At 66.8% G+C, this 20,340-nt stretch carries 17 protein-coding genes; 6 read left to right on the top strand and 11 right to left on the bottom strand.

Annotation, left to right across the window (positions count from 1 at the left end; all coding sequences use genetic code 11):
- Window positions 1-26 precede the first annotated feature (26 nt).
- Window positions 27-1,319, bottom strand: coding sequence for a sugar MFS transporter (locus AC1DIQ_RS11920; protein WP_478050090.1), 1,293 nt, complete (start codon window positions 1,317-1,319; stop codon window positions 27-29).
- 366 nt (window positions 1,320-1,685) lie between these two features.
- Between AC1DIQ_RS11920 and AC1DIQ_RS11915 the strand changes: the two genes are divergently transcribed.
- From AC1DIQ_RS11915 to AC1DIQ_RS11905, 3 genes are all read left to right on the top strand, one after another.
- On the top strand, window positions 1,686-2,714 hold the full coding sequence (locus AC1DIQ_RS11915) for a glucokinase family protein (RefSeq protein WP_478050089.1): 1,029 nt from the start codon (window positions 1,686-1,688) through the stop codon (window positions 2,712-2,714).
- A 136-nt stretch (window positions 2,715-2,850) separates the two neighbouring features.
- Window positions 2,851-5,481, top strand: coding sequence for a TonB-dependent receptor (locus tag AC1DIQ_RS11910; RefSeq protein WP_478050088.1), 2,631 nt, complete (start codon window positions 2,851-2,853; stop codon window positions 5,479-5,481).
- Window positions 5,482-5,574: 93 nt separating this feature from the next.
- The gene (locus tag AC1DIQ_RS11905) at window positions 5,575-7,911 is read left to right on the top strand and encodes a family 20 glycosylhydrolase (protein WP_121039846.1); all 2,337 of its coding nucleotides are present in this window, start codon (window positions 5,575-5,577) and stop codon (window positions 7,909-7,911) included.
- 65 nt (window positions 7,912-7,976) lie between these two features.
- Here the strand turns inward: AC1DIQ_RS11905 and AC1DIQ_RS11900 are convergent, their stop codons facing one another.
- Together AC1DIQ_RS11900 and AC1DIQ_RS11895 are read right to left on the bottom strand one after the other, a co-directional pair.
- Complete coding sequence (locus tag AC1DIQ_RS11900; protein ID WP_121039849.1) at window positions 7,977-8,366, bottom strand: VanZ family protein; 390 nt, start codon at window positions 8,364-8,366, stop codon at window positions 7,977-7,979.
- A 1-nt stretch (window position 8,367) separates the two neighbouring features.
- Entirely contained in the window at window positions 8,368-9,552 is a 1,185-nt protein-coding gene (locus AC1DIQ_RS11895; protein ID WP_121041239.1) for a class I SAM-dependent methyltransferase, read from the bottom strand.
- 56 nt (window positions 9,553-9,608) lie between these two features.
- Between AC1DIQ_RS11895 and AC1DIQ_RS11890 the strand changes: the two genes are divergently transcribed.
- Entirely contained in the window at window positions 9,609-10,346 is a 738-nt protein-coding gene (locus AC1DIQ_RS11890; RefSeq protein ID WP_121039852.1) for a pteridine reductase, read from the top strand.
- 102 nt (window positions 10,347-10,448) lie between these two features.
- Here AC1DIQ_RS11890 and folK read toward each other — a convergent pair whose 3' ends face one another.
- The gene (gene folK, locus AC1DIQ_RS11885) at window positions 10,449-10,940 is read right to left on the bottom strand and encodes a 2-amino-4-hydroxy-6-hydroxymethyldihydropteridine diphosphokinase (protein ID WP_121039855.1); all 492 of its coding nucleotides are present in this window, start codon (window positions 10,938-10,940) and stop codon (window positions 10,449-10,451) included.
- Between the two features lie 84 nt (window positions 10,941-11,024).
- Between folK and AC1DIQ_RS11880 the strand changes: the two genes are divergently transcribed.
- Complete coding sequence (locus tag AC1DIQ_RS11880) at window positions 11,025-11,759, top strand: proteasome-type protease (RefSeq protein WP_121039858.1); 735 nt, start codon at window positions 11,025-11,027, stop codon at window positions 11,757-11,759.
- Here the strand turns inward: AC1DIQ_RS11880 and AC1DIQ_RS11875 are convergent, their stop codons facing one another.
- The 4 genes from AC1DIQ_RS11875 to AC1DIQ_RS11860 all read right to left on the bottom strand — a co-directional run bounded on the left by AC1DIQ_RS11875 (window position 11,760) and on the right by AC1DIQ_RS11860 (window position 16,094).
- Window positions 11,760-13,274: an ATP-binding response regulator gene (locus AC1DIQ_RS11875; protein ID WP_121039861.1), complete on the bottom strand. Its 1,515-nt coding sequence runs from the start codon at window positions 13,272-13,274 to the stop codon at window positions 11,760-11,762.
- A gap of 4 nt (window positions 13,275-13,278) precedes the next feature.
- Window positions 13,279-13,719 (bottom strand): response regulator, encoded by a 441-nt coding sequence (locus AC1DIQ_RS11870; RefSeq protein ID WP_121039864.1) that lies wholly within the window; start codon window positions 13,717-13,719, stop codon window positions 13,279-13,281.
- Entirely contained in the window at window positions 13,716-15,536 is a 1,821-nt protein-coding gene (locus tag AC1DIQ_RS11865; RefSeq protein WP_121039867.1) for a sensor histidine kinase, read from the bottom strand. The genes AC1DIQ_RS11870 and AC1DIQ_RS11865 overlap by 4 nt, the downstream gene beginning before the upstream one ends.
- 183 nt (window positions 15,537-15,719) lie before the next feature.
- Complete coding sequence (locus tag AC1DIQ_RS11860) at window positions 15,720-16,094, bottom strand: BON domain-containing protein (protein WP_121039870.1); 375 nt, start codon at window positions 16,092-16,094, stop codon at window positions 15,720-15,722.
- Window positions 16,095-16,264: 170 nt separating this feature from the next.
- Between AC1DIQ_RS11860 and AC1DIQ_RS11855 the strand changes: the two genes are divergently transcribed.
- Window positions 16,265-17,305, top strand: a complete 1,041-nt coding sequence (locus AC1DIQ_RS11855) for an oxidoreductase (protein ID WP_282260551.1) — start codon at window positions 16,265-16,267, stop codon at window positions 17,303-17,305.
- An 81-nt stretch (window positions 17,306-17,386) separates the two neighbouring features.
- Here the strand turns inward: AC1DIQ_RS11855 and gnd are convergent, their stop codons facing one another.
- The 3 genes from gnd to AC1DIQ_RS11840 are packed head-to-tail and all read right to left on the bottom strand — an operon-like array spanning window position 17,387 to window position 20,221.
- Complete coding sequence (gene gnd, locus AC1DIQ_RS11850) at window positions 17,387-18,289, bottom strand: phosphogluconate dehydrogenase (NAD(+)-dependent, decarboxylating) (RefSeq protein ID WP_478050087.1); 903 nt, start codon at window positions 18,287-18,289, stop codon at window positions 17,387-17,389.
- 3 nt (window positions 18,290-18,292) lie between these two features.
- Complete coding sequence (locus tag AC1DIQ_RS11845) at window positions 18,293-19,573, bottom strand: hypothetical protein (protein WP_478050086.1); 1,281 nt, start codon at window positions 19,571-19,573, stop codon at window positions 18,293-18,295.
- A 21-nt stretch (window positions 19,574-19,594) separates the two neighbouring features.
- A complete protein-coding gene (locus AC1DIQ_RS11840; RefSeq protein WP_121039879.1) occupies window positions 19,595-20,221 on the bottom strand; it encodes a DUF2242 domain-containing protein in 627 nt (208 codons plus the stop codon).
- Window positions 20,222-20,340: the final 119 nt, after the last annotated feature.

The raw sequence follows: 20,340 nt of genomic DNA, 5'->3' as shown, positions 1-20,340 counted from the left end.
ACCGGTTGAGCGTCCATGATCGCCGATCACTGCCCGTCGCGGGACAGCCCGACCCGGTGGCCGCGCATCGAATAGAACAGGATGTACAGGTAGCAGGGCACCATCAGGCCGGCGAACACCCACTGGAAATCGAAGTGCTGCTTGAGCACGGCAAACAGCTGGGGAATGATCGCGCCGCCGGCAATGGCCATCACCAGCAGGGCCGAGCCGGTCTCGGTGAAGCGGCCCAGGCCGCGGATCGCCAACGGGAAGATCGCCGGCCACATCATCGCGTTGGCAAAGCCCAGCGCGGCCACGAAGCCTACCGAGACATAGCCGTGGGTCAGCAGCGCGCCGATGCAGAACAGCACGCCCAGCACTGCCGAAATGCTCAGGTAGCGCGATTGCGTCACCAGGTGCGGAATCAGCGCCAGGCCCACCACGTAACCCGACAGCATGAATGCCAGGGTGATCGAGGTGAACATCTTGGTCTGGTCCAGCGGCAGGTCGAAGCCGTGGCCGTAAGTGCCGATCGCATCGCCGGCCATCACTTCCACGCCGACGTACACGAACAGGCACAGCACGCCCAGCCACAGGTGTGGGAACTGGAAGATGCTGGTGCGCTCGGCCACCCCTGGCGCGCGGGCCGGCGTGGCATTGGCTTCAGCGGTCTTCAGCTCGGGCAGCGGCGAAAACAGCACGCCGACCGCCAGCACCACCAGCAGCCCGGCCATGGCCATGTACGGCAGCTGGATTTTGGCGGCGAAGTCATTGAGCAGCACCGTCTTGGCGGCCGCATCGGCGACCTTCACCTGGGCATCCAGATCGCCGATACCGTGCAGCACCAGCGTGCCGATCAGCACCGGGGCGAGCATGCCGGCGATCTTGTTGCAGATGCCCATCAGTGCGATGCGCCGGGCCGCGGTCTCGATCGGGCCGAGGATGCTGATGTACGGGTTGACCGCCGTCTGCAGCAGGGCAAGGCCGCTGCCGATGATGAACAGGCCACTGAGCGCGCCCGGGTACCAGCGCTGCTGGGCGAAGTGGGCGAACACCACCGCACCGGCCGCCATCACCAGCAGGCTCAGGCTCAGGCCCTTCTTCATCCCGGTGCGCTTGAGGATCCACGAGGCCGGCAGGGCCAGGAAGAAATACGACAGGTAGAAAACCATCAGCACCAGGAAGGCGCCCACCTCATCCAGCTCGAAGGCGAGCTTGACGAAGGTGATCAACGGGCCGTTGAGCCAGGTGAAGAAGCCGATCAGGAAGAACAGCACGCCGATGATCAGGATCGAGGTAAGCACGCTCGAACGCGCGGAGGCAGCAGGCACGGCAGACATCAAGGAGGCTCCTGCATCGACGGCGCCGGAGCGGCATCGGAAGAGTGGCTGGGAACAACGTTGTCACATTTATTCGTTGCAGCCGCCAGGTTTGTCAACAACTGGTTCACGCCAGCGCCGCGCATTTTCCGTTGCTGCACCTGCGCAATCTGGCGGCAGCGCTCGCCGCGGGCGGAGCGGAGCCCGTATTAACGGCAGTTTGCGAAAACATGACGGCAGTGTGATGAAAACGTTTTCCCGCGCAAACCCACGTTGCGGCGCAGCATCGAAAGTGTGAGGTTATCGTTGACATCGTTGTCAGAACGATTACAGACTCCGCCTCAATCGCCGGGGCAACCCTGGCCACGCCCAACCGATGGAGTCCGTGTGACCAACGCCGCCCACGCTGTTCCGGCCCATGCCCCGCTCGCCGCGACGCCGCCGTTCCTGGCCGCCGACGTGGGTGGCACGCATGTCCGGGTTAGCCGGGTCCAGGCCAGCGCCGATCCGGCCCATCCGGTGGAGCTGCTGGACTACCGCAAGTTCCGCAATGCGGATTACGCCGGCCTCAGCGCGATCCTGTCCGACTTCCTGGCCGATGGCCCGCGCCCGACGCATTGCGTGGTCGCCACCGCCGGCTATGCCCGCGACGACGGCACGGTGATCACCGCCAACCTGCCCTGGCCGTTGTCGGCACGGCAGATCGAGCGCGATGTCGGCCTGGACCAGGTGTACATCGTCAATGACTTCGAGGCCGTGGCTTATGCCGCCGCCCAGGTCGATGCCAGCGGCGTGCTGCAGCTGACCGGCCCGGCCACCGCCCCGCGCGGCCCGACCCTGGTGGTCGGCCCCGGCACCGGCCTCGGCGCGGCGGTGTGGATCCCGACCCCGCACGGCGCCGTCGTGCTGGCGACCGAAGCCGGCCAGCCGACCCTGGCCACCACCACCGAACTGGAGATGGCGATCGTGCGGCAGATGCTGCGCGACCGGTCGCATGTCTCGGTCGAGCAGGCGCTGTCCGGCCCCGGCCTGATGAATCTGTATCGCGCCCTGTGTGCGTTGAGCGGCCAATCGCCAGCGCTGACCACCCCCGATGCGATCACCGCCGCCGCCATGGCCGACCAGGACCCGCTCGCGCGGCAGAGCCTGGATGTGTTCTGCGGCCTGCTCGGCAGCACCATCGGGGACATGGCGCTGCAGTACGGCGTCACCGGCGGTGTCTACCTGGCCGGCGGCATCCTGCCGCAGATCCGCGACTTTCTGTTGAACAGCACCTTCGTCGAGCGGTACCTCAACAAGGGCCCGATGCGCGAGGCGCTGGAACGTATTCCCGTGAAGGTGGTCGAGCACGGGCAGCTGGGCGTCATCGGCGCTGCCAGCTGGTACCTGGGCCATAGGGACCACCCGACCGCCTGACGGCGCGCCGGGAAAGGCATTACGTAGTACGCAGCACCCATGGCACGCCCCGGTTTAGGGCGCGCGGAAAAGTCGTACCAGACGCAAGAAGACACGCCGTCGCCGGCGAACCATCGGATTGATGAGGAGAGACATCATGAACCATCGCAAGAGTCTGCTTTCGGCAGCCATTTTCAGCTGTCTGGTGTTCGGCGCGCAGGCGCAGGAAACCTCCAGTACCCCCACCGACCTGGACACCGTCAGCGTCGTCGGCATCCGCGCCAGCCTCGAAAAGTCGCTGGATACCAAGCGCAACAACGTGACCATTTCCGAGGCGATCACCGCCGAGGACATCGGCAAGTTCCCCAGTACGAACGTTGCAGAAGCGCTGTCTCAGCTGCCCGGCATCTCGCTGGACCGCCGCTTCGGCCAGGGTGAGCGCGTCAGCATCGACGGCACCGACCCCAGCCTCAACCTGTCCTTCCTGGACGGCCACCCGGTCGCCCAGGCGATCTGGCTGTACGGCGAGCAGCCCAACCGCGGCTTCGATTACACCCTGCTGTCGCCGCTGATCCTGGGTCGCATGGAAGTCATCAAGTCCTCCGAAGCGCGCCTGACTGAAGGCAGCCTGGGCGGCACCATCCTGATGCACACCCGCCAGCCACTGGACATGCGCGCCAACGAAGTGGCCGCTTCCGTGGGCTACAGCTACAGCGACCAGGCCAGCAAGGGCAAGCCGAACGCCTCGGCCATCTACAGCTGGAAGAATGACGAAGAAACCTTCGGCATCAACGTGGCCGCGCAGCACTATGAAGAGCGCGTGGACCGTCAGGGCATAGAAGTGTTTGGTTACGCCAAGGCGTCCACCTTCACCAACGCGTCGGGCGTGGACCCGAATGCGGACGTGCCCAATTCGGTCAACGCGGCGTGGTTCCAGCAGGACCGCAAGCGCGACAGCGCCGTGGTCAATCTGCAGTTCAAGCCGACCGACGAACTCGAGTTCAACCTGAGCGGCCTGTACATCAAGGAGAACTTCGACAACTACAACCAGTCGATGTACTCCTTCCTGACGTGGAATCCCGGCACCGTAGGTGCGGTGAACCAGCTCGGCGACGTGCGCAACGGGGTGGTCACCAGCGGTCACTCCAACGCCAGCGCGACGGCCAACAGCGGCACGGTGATCTACGACAACAACGTGCGCGAATCCGAAGTGACCACCAAGGGCCTGGACCTTCGCGGTGCCTGGAAGGGTGAAGGCTGGGGTATCAGCGGCCAGGCTGGCCAGAGCAAGTCCGAAAACAAGGATCTGGCCCAGTACTTCATCGAACCGTTCTACAACGGTGGCTTCAGCTGGAACCTGGACAAGGGCATCACCTTCGACAACCCCGATGCCGCCCGCAATCCGGCCAACTGGGGCTCGGCCGGCGGCTGGTTCGGCAACAACGGCATCTTCTCCACCGACAGCAAGGACACCTACGCACAGCTGGACTTCAATGTGCAGTTCGACAGCATCTTCAACCAGCTGCAGTTCGGCGTTCGCCACGGCAAGCACGAAGAGAGCTTCGATCTGAACGTGTATGGCGGCGTGCGTCCGGGCACCCTGGCCGACGTCGGCACCATCGGTCTGACCGACATCCAGGGCTTCGCCGATGGCCAGGGCCGTCATATCCAGGCCGGCCGCGACAACGTGCTGAACTGGGTCAAGGGCAGCCCGCTGGACTTCGCCAACCCGGATCCGGCCAGCTATCTCAACAACAGCTGGGCGCTGGAGCAGACCAACAATGCCGCCTATGCGCAGTTGAACTTCTCCAATGGCCCGGTACGCGGCAACGTCGGTGTGCGCTACGTGGATTCCAAGACGGCCGGCAGCGGCTTCGTCTACGGCGGTACCCCCACCCTGACCGATCTGGACAGCAAGTGGCAGACCCAGACCAAGAAGGAAGACTTCCTGCTGCCCTCGGTCAACCTGGTCTACGACACCGACAGCGACTGGGTGTTCCGCTTCGGCGCCAGCAAGGTCATCGCGTGGGCGCCGTACAACCAGATGGTGAACAACACCTTCCTCAACGACACCACCCTGACCGGCAGTGGCGGCAACGCGGCCCTGTCGCCGTATGAGTCCTGGAACTACAACCTGTCGGCCGAGTACTACTTCGCTCCGCAATCGGTGGTGGCCTGGTCGCTGTTCTACAAGAAGATCGACAACTACATCGATACCAGCGCCGTCACCGAGCGCCAGTACAACTCGATCCGCGATACCTCGCCGGCCACCTGGGCCAACATCGTGGGCACCAACGGCTGTGCGGCCGACGGCTATTGCGACTACAGCATCCAGCGTCCGCGCAATGCCGGCAGCGGTCACGTCAAGGGCTTCAACCTCAGCTACCAGCAGCCCTTCGGCGAAAGCGGCTTCGGCCTGACCGCCAACTACACCTACGCCAACGGCGAAAACAATTCCGGTGATGCGCTGCCCTACCAGTCGCGCAACTCGGTTGCGTTCAGCCCGTACTACGAAAAGGGTCCGATCAACGCCCGCCTGACCTACAACTGGCGTGACAGCTACCTGGCCGGCGGCTACGTCGCAGGCTCGGCACCGGCCAGCGTGGACGACTACGCCGAGCTGGGCGCCAGCTTCGGCTACACCTTCAACGAGAACTGGTCGGTCACCGTGGACGCCCAGAACCTGCTCGATGAAGAGTACTTCCAGTACCTTGGCGACAAGGATCACCTGGCCTCGCGTTACAAGAGCGGCCGCCGCTACATGGCCACCCTGCACTTCAAGTTCTGATCGCCTTGGCACTATGCTGAATGCCTGAAACGGGCCCGGATTTCCGGGCCCGTTTCACAGGTGGAACCCGATTCGCTACAAAGGAATGACCCGATGCACACCCGCACCCGTCGTACCTCGCTGTCGCTGCTGTCCTTCGCACTGGCACTCTCCCTCGCACCGCTGGCCCAGGCCGCCGACGCACAGGCACCGGCTGGCCCAAAGGCCCTGCCCGGTTCGCTGATGCTGATCCCCGCGCCCGCCAGGGTCGATCGCATCGACGGGGCCGGCTACACCGTGACCACCGCCACCCCTGTGCATGCACAGGGCCAGGCCGCCGCCCGCGTGGCTGCACAGTTCGCCACCCTGCTGCGCGACAGCGGTGGCCCGGCGGTAACGGTCAGCGAAGGACGCGGCAAGGACGGCATCCGCTTCGTGCTCGACGCCACGCTCAAGACCGGTGCCGAAGGCTACCAGCTGCGTTCGGACGCGCGTGGCGCTACCGTGCAGGCCGCCACCGAGGCCGGTCTGTTCTACGGTGCGGCAACGCTCTCGCAGCTGCTCACCGGCGGCAGCGATGGCACGCTTCCGGCGCTGCGCATCGATGATGCGCCCCGTTTCAGCTGGCGCGGCCTGATGCTCGATTCGGCCCGCCACTTCCAGAGCCTGGATGAGATCAAGCAGGTCCTCGATGCGATGGCCGAGCAGAAGCTCAACACCTTCCATTGGCACCTCACCGATGACCAGGGCTGGCGCATGGAGATCAAGCGCTACCCGAAACTGACCGGCGTCGGCAGCTGCCGCATTCCGGCCGGCGACGGTGGCCGCGATCCGGTCACCGGCGCCGAGCGTCCCTACTGCGGGTTCTACACCCAGGAACAGATCCGCGAGGTGATCGCGTATGCCGCCGCGCGCCATATCCAGGTGATCCCGGAGATCGACGTGCCCGGTCACGCTACCGCGGCGATCGCGGCCTATCCGGAGCTCGGCACGATCGACACCCCGCTCAAGCCGCTGAGCGAATGGGGCGTGTTCCCGAACCTGTTCAACACGGAAGACAGCACCCTCGAATTCCTTGAGAACGTGCTGGAAGAAGTCATCGCGTTGTTCCCGGCCAAGTACGTGCACGTCGGTGGCGACGAAGCGGTCAAGGACCAGTGGGAAGCCTCCGCGCGGGTGCAGGCGCGCATGCGCGAAGTGGGCGCCGGCGATGAGATGGAAATGCAGAGCCACATCATCAAGCGCCTGGAGACCTTCCTGGAACACCACGACCGGCGCCTGATCGGCTGGGATGAAATCCTCGAGGGCGGCCTGCCGCCGGAAGCCACGGTGATGTCCTGGCGCGGCACCGAAGGCGGCCTCAAGGCCGCCAGCGAGGGCCACGACGTGGTCATGTCGCCGGTGACCGACATGTACATGGACTACCTGCAGACCAACTCGGAGAACGAGCCGCCGGGCCGCCCGGCGACGATTCCGCTGGCCCGCGTGTACGGCTTCGAGCCGGTGCCGGACGCGCTGGCCAAGGACAAGCAGCACCACATCCTCGGCCTGCAGGCCAACATGTTCACCGAGCACACGCGCAGCTACGCGCGCCTGCAGCACAACCTGTTCCCGCGCTTGGCCGCGGTGGCCGAGACCGGCTGGTCGCCGCGCGAGCGCCGCGACTATGCGGATTTCCTGGCGCGTCTGCCGGCGCAGCTGAAGCGTTACCAGGCGATGGGCATCGCGTATGCGCAGACGCCATTCCAGGTGGAACTGGACAGCACGGACGACCGCGCCGCCGGCACCGCGACGCTGGCCCTGCGCACCCCGCTCGGTTACGACATCCACTACAGCGTGGACGGCAGCGCGGTCACCGCGCAGTCACCGCGCTACACCGCCCCGCTGCAGCAGCCGCTGCCGGTGGCACTGCAGGCGGCGACGTTCTTCAACGGCGAGGCGTTGGCCAAGGCGGCCAGCCGCTTCGACATCACCGCCGGGTCGCTGCTGTCGCGGACCGACGAACATCTCGCGCAGTGCCCGGGCGAAGGCCAGCTGCTGCTGCGCCTGGAAGACGACGGCCCGGCCGATGGCGAGCGCGCGATCTTCAACGTGGACATCTTCAACCCGTGCTGGTTGTGGAAGGACGCGGATGTGGATGGCATCGCCACGCTCCGCATCCGCGCCGGACAGATCCCGTACTACTTCCAGCTGGCCCACGACGAGCCGAACCGCCGCTTCGCGCCCAAGCGCAGCGCGCATGGGGAAATGGACATCCTCGGCGGCCAGTGCGATGGCAAGCCGCTGGCCAGCGTGGCACTGCCGGCCGCGCCGGGCGCCGATGGGTTCATCACGCTGGAGGCGGCGCTGCCGCGCTCGCTCAAGGGCACGCAGAATCTGTGCGTGCGCTTCACCGGTGATACCCGGCCGACCATGTGGGTGCTGGATGAGATGACGCTGTTGCCGCGGTAATCGGGGCACCGGGGTGCCGGCCAGCGGCCGGCACTCCCCGTCTTGGGTCGCCGGCGTCACACGCATCAACCGCGCAGGCGCACCAGCAGATCGCGCAACGGGGTGAACACGATCGCCATGCCGGCCAGCACGCCGACGCTGTTGGCCAGCGCGTCCATCGGGTCGGCCATGCGGTTGACGGTCAAGGCGCCCTGGGCGAACTCGATGCCGATGCCCAGCGTGACCAGGCCGAGCGCGGCCCAGACCAGGGCCGCGCGACGCTGGTAGATCTGCACGGCGGATGCGGCCAGCAGAAAATACGCGAGGAAGTGCTCGACCTTGTCGCTGTTTTCCGGCAACGGGATCGGCGGCGGCGGGATCAGGCAGACCACGATCGTGCCCAGCACCGCCAGCCACCACAGCGCCAGCCAGAACCGTGGCCAGCGCAGCGGTTTAAGCACGGGTGTCGCCGCCACCTTACAGACGCCAGGTCAGATCGCCGAGTTCGAAGGCGGGTTCGAAATCGACATCGCGCTGGAAGCCCATCACCTGGAAGCGCTCGCCCATCTCGGTCGGCAGCGTCAGCTTTTTCACCTGATCGCGCAGGCGTACGCGGCCGATCTCGTCGGTGCGCGCGTCGGCTTTCTCCAGCAGCGTATCCAGCCCGTTCCCGAGCAGGAAACTGGCCTGCGTGCAGTAACCGGCCAGTTCGAATCCGGCCCCGGTGCCCGACTCGGCCAACGCGGTGAAATCCACCGAGGCGGTCAGGTCCTGCAGGCCCGGCCAGCGGTACAGATCGTTGTGCACGTGGTGGCGATAGAACGCGCGCACCGTGCCGTCGTCGCGGTCGTCCTGGTAATACTCGTTGCGCGGGTAGCCGTAATCGACGAACAGCATCGCGCCGCGCCTCAGGCCGCCGGCGATCGCCTGGATCCAGTACGGCAGCTGCGGCAGCAGTTCGGAACGGTACCCATCGGCGAAGGGCTTCTGACGGTAGTGCTCCACATGCCGCACCGCCGCGGTGAGCATCGCATCGGCCGGCTGCGCGCCGCGCACGAAGGCGCCCTGCGCATCCAGCTCGACGGTTTCCTCGTAGACCATGCCATCGCGCGCGAGGAAGCGCGGCGTCGGCAAGGCATCGATCACTTCATTGGCAAACACCATGCCGTCCCAGTCGTCATCGAACGGGCCGTCCAGCCATTCCACCAGGGCGAACACCGGCGGGATCAGCGCCATTTCCAGGCGCTCGCGCTGGCGCTCGCGCAGGTCCGCGCTGGGCTCCAGGATCGCGTAGCGTTCAGGCAGTGCATCCAGTTCCAACATGCGCTTGAGCAGCACTTCGGCGAACGCGCCGCTGCCGCCACCGACTTCCATGAAACGCGCTTCCGGGCCGAGCTGCTGCATTATCGGGGCGATCGCATTGGCCAGGGTCGCGGCGAACAGCGCGCCGATCTCCGGCGAGGTGGTGAAATCGCCGGCGGCACCGAACTTGCTCGCGCCGGCGCTGTAATAGCCCCAACCGGGGGTATACAGGCTCAGCTCCATGAAACGGGAGAACGGCATCGCGCCGCCGTTGGCGAGGATTTCAGCACGCAGCGCCGCAGCCAGCTCGTCGCTGTGGGCCAGGGCGTCGGATTCGGGGGTGGGCAGTGGGGAATGCATGGCGCGGGCGATTGCGGTGACAATGCACAGCATAGCCTGAGCAGGGAGTACCCCCGATGACCGATACCGCGCCCGTGGCGCTGATCACCGGCAGCGCGCGCCGGATCGGCGCGGCCATCGCCCGCCAGTTCCACGCCTGTGGCTGGTCGGTGGTGCTGCATGCCCACACCTCCACCACCGAGCTGCAGCAGATGGCCTTCGACATGGACATGCTGCGGCCGGGCAGCGTGCTGGCCCTGCAGGCGGATCTGCGCGATGCCGATGCCCTGCCCGACCTGATCGACCAGACCGTGGCCCAGTTCGGCCGGCTGGACACGCTGGTCAACAACGCCTCCAACTTCTACCCCACCCTGCTCGGCCAGATCACCGCCGCGCAGTGGGACGACCTGTTCGCGGTCAATGCGCGCGCGCCGCTGCTGCTGGCCCAGGCCGCCGCGCCGCACCTGCGCCGCCAGCAGGGCAGCATCGTCAACCTGACCGATCTGCACGGCACCCAGCCGATGCGCGACCACCCGGTGTACGCGGCCGCCAAGGCAGCCCTGGAAATGGTCACCCGCTCACTGGCGCTGGAGCTGGCGCCCAAGATACGGGTCAACGCGGTCGCCCCTGGGGCCATCCTGTGGCCGGAACAGGGCAAGGACGATTTCGCCCGGCAGGCGCTGCTGGCGCGCACGCCGCTGGCCCGCACCGGCACGGTGGAGGAGATCGCCGAGGCGGTGTACTGGCTGGCCACCGAGGCCGCGTTCGTCACCGGGCACACGCTGCGCGTGGATGGCGGGCGGACGTTGTCGTAAACGCCGATTGCCCCGCCCGGTAGTGCCGGCCGCTGGCCGGCTCCGCATGAACCGAGCGTGGGCGCAGTGCCGGCCAGCAGCCGGCACCCCCCGGTGCATCGATCAGCCGGGCAGCAGGTCCATCGTGTCGAACGGCTCGCCGAACTGCCGATGCGCGCGCCACAGCGCCTCCAGGGTCAGTCCGCTGACCGGATCGCGGAAGTCCGGGGCGATGTCGGCCAGCGGCTTGAGCACGAAGGCGTGCCTGAGCTCTGGGCGCGGGATGCGCAGGTGGCCGGGGCCTTCCACGATCAGGTCGCCGTAGAACACCACATCGATATCCAGGGTGCGGTCGCTGAAGCGCGGGCCGCTGCGGTCGCGGCCGTGGGCATCTTCCAGCGCGTGCAGCCAGTCATCCAGCGTCTGCAGCGGCAGCTCGGTCTCGATCGCCACGGCGTTGTTGAGGAAGTCCGGGCCGTCGAAGCCGACCGCGGCAGTGCGGTAGGCCGGCGATACCGCGATCGCGCCGAAACGCGCGCGCAGCGCCTCCACCGCGGCGTGAAGGTGCTGTTGCGGCTGCAGGTTGCTGCCCAGGCTCAGGAGCGCAGTGGTCATGGTATTCAGCGTACGTGGGGCGATTCCACACGGGGGCAACATGCCCAGCGCATAGAATCGGGGTGCACATCATAGGACACCGACATGACCTATTGCGTCGGCATCGAGGTGGACGAAGGCCTGGTCTTCGCCGCCGACACCCGCACCAACGCGTCGCTGGACGACGTGCGCGTGCACCGCAAGCTGCACGAGTTCGAGTTTGCCGGGGAAGCCGCCTTCGTCATCATGGCCGCGGGCAACCTGGCGACCACCCAGCTGCTGATCTCACGGCTGCGCCGTGATGTGGAGGAACAGCGCCCGGAAAACCTGCGCGCCTACCGGCATCTGTTCGAGGTGGCCGAGTACGTGGGCCGGGTGCTGCTCGACAGCCAGGTCAAATCCAGCACGCATGAGGCGGGCCAGGATGGCATCGTGACCCAGGCCACGCTGATCCTGGGGGGCCAGATCGGCGGCGAGCATCCGGGGCTGTACATGATCTATCCGCTCGGCAATGCGATCGCGGCCTCGCCGGAAACCCCGTTCCTGCAGATCGGCGAGTCCAAGTACGGCAAGCCGATCCTCGACCGCATCCTGCGCCCGCAGACGCGGCTGGAAGACGCTGCGCGCACCGCCATCGTCTCGCTGGATTCCACCATCCGCTCCAACCTGTCGGTCGGGCTGCCGGTGGATCTGGTGCTGATCCGCAAGGATGACCTGCGCATCACCCAGCGCATGCGCCTGGCCGGCGACAGCCCGCTGTACGCGGAAATCCACGGCAACTGGTCCTTCAAGCTCGAACAGGCCGTGGCCAGCCTCCCCCGGTTCCCCTGGGAGGCCTGATCAGGCGGTTTCCAGCGCCTCGGCGACCGAACGGAACACCTGCTGCATTTCCAGCGGCTTGCGCAGCACGTGCACATTGATGCCCGGCGGGAACACTGCCAGCGGCACGGTCACCTCGGCTTCTTCCAGCACCAGCGCCGGCCCGCGATAGCCCAACGTAGCCATCTCGCCCAGCAGGTGGCTGGCCGAGAGCAGCTTGGAACCGGCATCGGCGATCACCAGTGCCGGCATGCTCTCCTGCTGCATCCAGCGCAGCGCGGCCGCACCATCGGAAGCCAGCTGCAGGTGATAGCCCTGGCTGGACAACGCGTTGCCCAGCAGCGACAGCCGCGTCGCCTCACCGTCCACGACCAGGATGGACTGGCCGGTACCGGCGGCGATCGGCCCATCGACCGTAGCGGCGGTGTCGGCGATCTCGCGCATCGGCAGCAACAGATCGAAGCGGGTGCCGACACCCGGCTGGCTGTCGACGTGGATGCTGCCGTGTGCGCCTTCAATGATGCGCTTGCACGAAATCAGGCCCAGGCCGGTGCCGGTGGCCTTGGTGGTGAAGAAGGGATTGAACAGATGCGACAGGGTATCGGCATCCATGCCGATGCCTTCATCGGTCACCGAGATCCGCAACCAGTCCTCGCCATGCGTATCGGCGGCGGATGCCGCGCGCAGGGTCAACCGGCCGCCGTCCGGCATGGCCTGGATGGCATTCAACGCAAGGTTGAGCAGGACCTGCTGCAGCTCGGTGTAGTTGGCATCCACCGCCAGGCCGTCGGCCACCTCCAGGTGCAGGGTGACCTTGGCGGGCAGGTTGCTGCGCAGCAGCAGCTCGACCCCTTCGAACAGGTGGACCAGGCAGATGTGTTCGCTGCTGTTGCGCGAACCGCGCACGAAGGACAGCATCGATTCGGCCATCTCATGCCCGCGCCGGCCACACTCGGCGATGATGTCGGCCAGATGGTGCAGCTGCGGATCGTCGGTGCGTGCCTTCATCAGGTCCGGCATGATCAGCAGCGGCTGCAGGATGTTGCGCAGGTCGTGGCTCAGGCCGGCTGCCAGCAGCGACAGGCTTTCCAGACGCTGCGCGCGCATCAGCTCGGCTTCCACCCGCTGACGGTCGATCGCGCTGCGCGCTTCGCGCACGGCACGCGCCACCGCCGAGGGCAGGCGCGCCGGCTGGTGCTTGATGATGTAATCGTTGGCGCCCTGGTGCAGGGCGGCCACCGCGTTTTCCTCACCCATCGTGCCGGACACGAAGATGAAGGGCACCTCGGGCAACGCGGCGCGCACGATCTGCAGCGCTTCATTGCCGGAAAAGCCGGGCATGCTCAGGTCGGACAGCACGATGTCCGGCGCGGCGCGCTCGAGCGCCTCACGCAGTTCCTGCGCGCTCTCGACCCGCTCGAAGCTGGCCTCCAGGCCAGCGTCGAGCATCTGCTCGCACATCAGTTCGGCGTCTTCCGGCGAATCCTCGATCAGCAGGATCCGCAGGGCACCCAACGCAGGGCCGGTCAGCGGCATGGTCTTACTCGACCTCCGGTGCCTGGTTGATCAAACCCCAGAACTTGCCCAGGGTCTGCACCGCGCCGAAGAACTGGTCCACGTCCACCGGCTTGACCACGTAGGCGTTCACGCCCATGTCCCAGCTGCGCGCCAGATCGCTTTCCTCGCGCGAGGATGACAGGATCACCACCGGCAGCCGCTTGAGCTCCTCGGTGTTGCGGATTTCCTTGAGCACTTCCAGGCCATCCATGCGCGGCATCTTGATATCCAGCAGCAGCACGGCCGGCAGGCCTTCGTCGCGGTTGGCGAAGGCACCACGGCGCAACAGGTAATCCATCGCTTCCACGCCGTCTTCGACGTGCACGATCGGGTTGGCCAGGCGAGCCTCCTTCAATGCGTCGATGGCCATCTCGGCGTCGGCGGGGCTGTCCTCGGCAAGGAGGATGGTACGGAGAGCGGTCATGCGGCGGAGCCCTTGTTGATTGCGTCGAGCGCGGGTGGAAGAACGAAGTGGAACGTGGCGCCCTGATCGACCACCGACTCGGCCCAGATGCGGCCCCCGTGGCGGGTCAGCACCCGGCGGACACTGGCCAGGCCGATGCCCGTGCCGGGGTAGTCACTGGCCTTGTGCAGCCGTTGGAACACCCCGAACAGCTTGCCGGCGTAAGCCATGTCGAAGCCGGCGCCGTTGTCGCGCACGGTGAACAGATGGCTGCCGTCCGGCTGCAGTTTGTAGTCGACCTCGATCCGGGCCGGCTCGCGGTTGGAAGAATACTTGATCGCGTTGCCGAGCAGATTCAGCCAGACCTGCCGCATCATGTTTTCATCGGAAACAATGATCGGCAGCGGCGCGATCTTCCAGTCGATATGGTGCGGCACCCCGCTGCTCTCCGACTCGCTCTGCTGGTTGGCATCGAGCATGGCGCGGGTGTCGGCCACCAGCGACTGCATGTCCACGGCCTGCAGCCGCATCGCCGCCCGGCCCAGGCGCGAATAGACCAGCAGGTCGTCGATCAACGCGGCCATGCGCTTGGCCGAATTGGAAATCACGCCCAGGTAATGCAGGGACTTTTCGTCCGCGCCCTCGCCCAGGTGACGGGTCAACTTGTCCGAGAAGCCGGCCACGTGACGCAGCGGCGCGCGCAGATCGTGCGAGACGGAGTAGCTGAATGCTTCCAGTTCGCGGTTGACCTCGGAGACCTGCTCGACCTTCCCTTCCAGCTGGCGGTTGAGCTCTTCCACCCGCAGCTGCACGGCGCGCTGGACGGTGACATCGCTGACCGTCATCAGCACCACTTCGTCATCCTTGTCCGGCAACGGCATGCGCCGCGCGTTGATCAGCATGATGCGGACCACGTCATCGGCGGTGCGCTGTTCGTGCTCGTAGTCCCACAGCTCGCGGCCGCGCAGCAGCACATCGGTCAGGCGCTGGCGGACCACCGCATCGGCCCAGGCACCGTCGCCGATGCTGTCCAGCGGCAGTCCTTCGGGCGAGGCCTCCTCGTCCAGCCCATACAGTTCGGCGAACGCGGGGTTGTGCATCTGTACCCGCAGGCTGCGGTCGAGCAGCACGATCGGCTCGCGCACGGTATGCAGCACCGAGGCCGCGCGCTCGGCCGCGCGCAGCGAGGCACGTTCGGCAGAGAGGCGGTGGCGGATCTGCCGCTGCAACAGCCACAGCACCAGGCCGAGCAACAGCAACTGCACCACCAGCGCCGACCAGGACACGAACTCACCCTGGCGCTGCTGTGCGGCAAACAGCGAGGAGCGCTGCTTGAGCAGCTGCTCCTCGGTGGCCTGCAGTTCTTCCACCAGGCTGCGGATCGGGTAGCGCGTGGTCAGGTCGGCCACCAGCTGGCGCTGATCGGCATCGGGCGAGGAACGGGCCAACTGTTTGGCCAGTTCCATCCGGCGCTCGAGCATGGACTGGATGCGACCGATCCGGACCAGCTGATCGGGATTGTCGCGGGTCAGCTCCGCCAACCGCGCCAGCCGCCCGGGAATGTCGTCGGCCTGGGCCAGCCGCTCACGCAGGCCGGGGGCATCGATGCCCTTGGACATCGTCAACGCCGCGGATTCGACATCGCGGACATCGGCCTGGAGCTGGTAGACCGCCACCCCGACATCCTGGGTATGGGTGACCCAGTTCATCGCATCGATGTTGTCATTGGCCAGCTTGCGCAGGGTGAGCCACGGCACCACGATGATGGCTACCGCCGCCAGGGCCAAGGCCGGCAGACGCCAGCGGTCCCAGATTTGATCACTGAACACCAGCGCCATAGTCCCTCGTCAGCTCGATGCCATCGACGACCCGGCCCAGGCGGCAGCGCCGGCCCGCGCAGCCCCATCGGCAATGGCGAAGCGTTGAATATACTCCACCCCTTTGTGAATACGGGGCAGGCGGCCTGCCAAAAAAAAAGCGCGCCCGAAGGCGCGCCCTGTTCAGCGATGTAGCGATGGGGCTCAGCGTGCGGCGGTCGCAGCCACCTTCAGGTTGGCAGCATCGACGCGCTTGACGCCCTTGATCTGCTGGGTCACGCGTACGGCCTTGTCATGCTCGGCCTGGCTGGCCACGGTACCGGTCAGGGTGACGACGCCATTGACGGTCTCCACCTTCACTTCAGTACCCGGGACGTTCTTGCTGGTCAGCAGGTCGGTCTTGACCTTGGTGGTGATCCAGCTGTCGGTGACCGGCTCGGCCGAATCGTGCTTGTCGGCATGGGTCATCGCGGCATGATCGGTGGTCTTCGGCGGATCCTTGGCCATGGCAGTCGAGGTGCCCAGCACCATGCCCAGGGCCAGCGAAGCAGCAAGCAGATTACGGGTCGTGTTGGTCATGTTCGAATTCCTTTGCGGATGTGCAGCCAGTGTCCGTGCACGGCCGTGGACGGGACGTGGGCGCCGCATAACGTTGCCGTGAACCACTCAGGTTGGTGCCCGATCGTTCAGATTTCCGCCGCGCGCGCGCAGCCGTTACGCTGTCCTGCCCCGTTATGTTGGAGCGCACCATGGCCGCCACACTTCAGGTCGCCTTGATCGGCTACGGGCTGGCGGGCAGCGTGTTCCATGCGCCGTTGATCCTGCATACGCCAGGGCTTGCACTGCACAGCATCGTCAGCTCGCAGCGGGATCGCCTGCTGCGCAGCTTCACCGATGTGCGCATCTGCAATGACCCGCAGGCGGTGTTCGATGACCCGGCGGTGGATGCGGTGGTGATCGCCACGCCCAACGATGCGCATGCCCCGCTGGCGCGCGCCGCACTGGCGGCCGGCAAACATGTGCTGGTGGACAAACCGTTCGCACTGTCCGTGGCGGAGGCCGAATCGGTGGTGCAGGCCGCGCACGACGCCGACCGGGTGGTGACGGTGTTCCAGAACCGCCGCCACGATGCCGACTTCCTCACGCTCAAGCAGGTGATCGACAACGGCAGTATCGGCCGCGTCGCCGAATGCCATTCCCACTTCGACCGCTTCCGCCCACAGGTGCGCGAACGCTGGCGCGAAAGCGATGCGCCCGGCAGCGGGCTGTGGATGGATCTGGGGCCGCACCTGCTGGACCAGATGCTGCAGCTGTTCGGCGGGCCCGGCGCGATCAGTGTGGACCTGATGGCGCAGCGCGAGCACGCGCTGGGCAACGACTACTTCCATGCGGTACTGCATTACCCCCGGCATCGCGCGATCCTGCATGCCGGCTCGCTGGTGGCCGCCTCCGGCCCGCGCTTCATCGTGCATGGCGATGCCGGCAGCTATCTGAAGGACGGGCTGGACGTGCAGGAAGATCAGCTGCGGCGCGGCATTGCCCCGGGCGCCCCGGGCTGGGGACTGGATCCGCAGCACGGTCACCTGGTGCGGATCGATGCCGACGGGCACACCCGGCGCAGCACCGTGGACAACGTGCCCGGCGATTACCGGGCGTTCTATGCGGCCTTCCGCGATGCGATGCTGGGCGTGGGCGAAGCGCCGGTCAGCACTGCGCAGGCGCTGCAGCTGATGCGCCTGCTGGAGGCGGGCGCAGAGAGTGCACGCAGCGGGCGGCGGGTGACCCTTTGAGTCGGCCACGCCCGCCCACGCAGATCCCCGCCATGCGTGGATGCGGGCCGGACGATGGGGTTCGGCCCGCATCGATGGGTCTTACGTGGTCTTGATCGCGTGACCGCCGAACTCGTTGCGCATCGCCGCCAGCAGGCGGTCGCTGAAGGAGTTCTTCTCGCGCGAGCGCAGGCGTTCGAGCAGTGACAGCGTGATCACCGGGGCCGGCACATCCAGATCGATCGCCTCGGCGACGGTCCAACGGCCTTCGCCGGAGTCTTCGACATACGGTGCGATGCCGTCCAGCTGCGGGTTGCGGCCCAGTGCGTCGGCACTGAGATCGAGCAGCCACGAACGCACCACGCTGCCGTGCTGCCAGGCCTTGGCCACCTGCGCCAGATCGAGGTTGAACTCGGTCTTGTGCTGCATCAACGCGAAGCCTTCCGCGTAGGCCTGCATCATCCCGTACTCGATCCCGTTGTGGACCATCTTGCAGAAGTGCCCTGCCCCGCTCGGCCCCACATGCGCCCAGCCACGGTCCTCAGCCGGCGCCAGCGTGCGGAAGATCGCCCCGATCCGTTCGACCGCCGCCTGGTCACCGCCGATCATCAGGCTGTAGCCCTCCTGCAGGCCCCACACGCCGCCGCTGGTGCCACAGTCGATGTAGGTCACGTCCTCGCCCTGCAGCTGTTCGTTGCGGCGCATGGAATCCTTGTAGTACGAATTGCCGCCGTCGATCACCACATCGCCCTCGGACAGATGCGGCGAGAGAGATGCCAGGGTCTGGTCGACCACGCCGGCCGGCACCATCAGCCACACCACGCGCGGGACCGGCAGCGCGGCGAGCGTCTCGGCGATCGAGGCACTGACCTGGAACCCACGCGCGGCCGCCGCGCTGCGGGCGGCCTCACCCGGATCGACGCCGATCACGTGGTGGCCGCCCCGGTGCAGCCGCTCGGCCATGTTCGCGCCCATGCGGCCCAGCCCGATCATTGCAATATCCATGAATCACCTTTGCTCAGTTGTCGTGTTGTCTTGCAGGAACGCTGGCGGCGGGGCATCGCACTGGCGAAGGCGTGCGTCGATCCAGCGCCGATACAACGTGGTATGCAGGTTGTGCAGCCCCAGTTCGATCGCGAACGGTGTACGCGGATTGCGATCGAGCAGGCGTGCGATGTGGTACCCGATAGGACGTATACCCCGAGGATGCACGTAAATCAGGAACCCCTGGTAGAACGGATCGTCCAGCAAGGCATCCAGTTCCTTCAGCAACGGTTGCTGCTCGGCCGGTACCTCGCGCCGCCAGATCGGATCGCGCTCGATCAGCAGCCGCTCGAACCGGCGCGGTCCCGGGCCCGGCATGCGCTGGGCCAGCGCCCAGATGCGCCGGTTGATCCGGTCGTAGTAGGCAAAGCCCTCGTGCTCGCGCAGCGCGCGTGCCGCCGCATCACTGACATCGACCACCACGAAGTTCTCGGCCTGGTTGTTGATGTCGTCCAGGTACTTCCGCTCGAACACGTGCTCGATGAAGCCGGGCGTGCCGACGAAGGCCTGCCGCCCGCGCAGGGCGGTCTTCTTCGCCTTGCCATCGGCCAGGAACTCCCCGGCATGCCGGCCGAGCAGGATGCTGTCGGTCTCGTGCAGGGTCAGGAAGGTGCCGATGGAGAGCTCATCGGCCGAGAACTCGCGATCGAACGCGGCATCGCCGTACAGCTCGCGCTGGGTCGCCAGTTGCGCGACCTGGCGGCCGACCCCGCATTCGGCCCGCACGCGCCCTTCATAGAAGGTCTGCAGTGCCGCGCTGTTGGCCTCGGCCGGCTGATAGCCGCGACCGAAGCTGCGGAAGCGCTCCCAGCCCTTGGCCTGCGCGCCGCCGGCACCGAAGCCGATCCAGCCCAGCTGCAGTGCCGAGAAGCGGAAGCCGTCGTTGTCCTGCAGCGCGGTGGTGGCGCGGCGGGTAGCGGCGCCAAGCTGGAAGGCGTACGCGCAGACCGTGGCCGGGTCATCGAACAACGTGGGCAGCCAGGCCTGCCGCTGATCCGCCGACCACTGGCGCGGCAGCTGCACACGCAGGTCGCCGGCGCTCTGGGCCTGGCGCAGATCGGCACGTTCGCAGACCGGACCACCGTGCACCTTGGGGGCGTCGATGTCGGCTGCAGCGATCTGCCAGCCAAGCTCCTCGAGCACGCCCTGCGCACAGGACGACGCGCTCCACGCGCTGCCCGCCGGGATCAGCCCCAGCAGGACCGCAAGCGCATGGCGGCGCCAGCGCCGCGATCCTGCTGCCATGGCCTGCCTCACCCCGCCCGCTCAGCGCAGGGAGGCCGGGGTATCGCTCACCACCGTGGCAGGCGTGGCCTCCACCGCCGCAGCCGGGGCTGTCGCGGGCGCCGCGGCCGGCGTGGGCTCGGGCACGGCCGCCGCGGGCAGATACTGCTGCAGGCGTTCGAAGAAGCGGCGGTAGAAGGTGGCGTCCTGCACGGTGCTGCTGGCCACTTTCACCAGCGAGTCGTCATTGCTGCCGAACGGCAGCGACACCGAGCCCAGCGCGCCCACGCCGACGCTGGCCGAGGTCGGGCTCTTCTTGAGCGCGTAGCGGTCCTGCACGGCACTGACGAACACCAGCGCCTGGTCACCGCGCGGCGCACAGGAAATGCGCAGCACCAGTTGCTCGTGCTCTTCATCCTTGGGCTGGAAGTTCTTGTTGCCCTCCACTGCGTCATCGCCGGCGCGGGCGATCGCGTAGCCCTGGCTGAGCAGGGTACGGCGTGCGGCCTCGCAGGCCTGGGCAGGCGGGCCGGGCACGGTGCGCGAATAGGTATCACCGGAGTCGAAGGACTCCCGGATCAGCGTGCTGTCAGCGGCGCGGCCGCCACAGGCGGTCAAAGCGGCGAGCCCCGCCAGCAGCGGGATCGAACGTACACGACGAAAGCGCATGGCCGCTCCTGCGGAAATCCAGCCTCCAAGGATAGACCTGTGCACGTTGGCAGGAGGTGGATACGCACAGGCCGCCCCGAAGGGCGGCCTGTGGAGTTGTCACCGGTTCAGCTGCGGCT

This window comes from Stenotrophomonas sp. 05L413, from assembly GCF_056397945.1.
The sequence above is the reverse complement of the archived record's forward strand: the minus strand, read 5'-3'. Positions and strand labels throughout refer to the sequence as shown.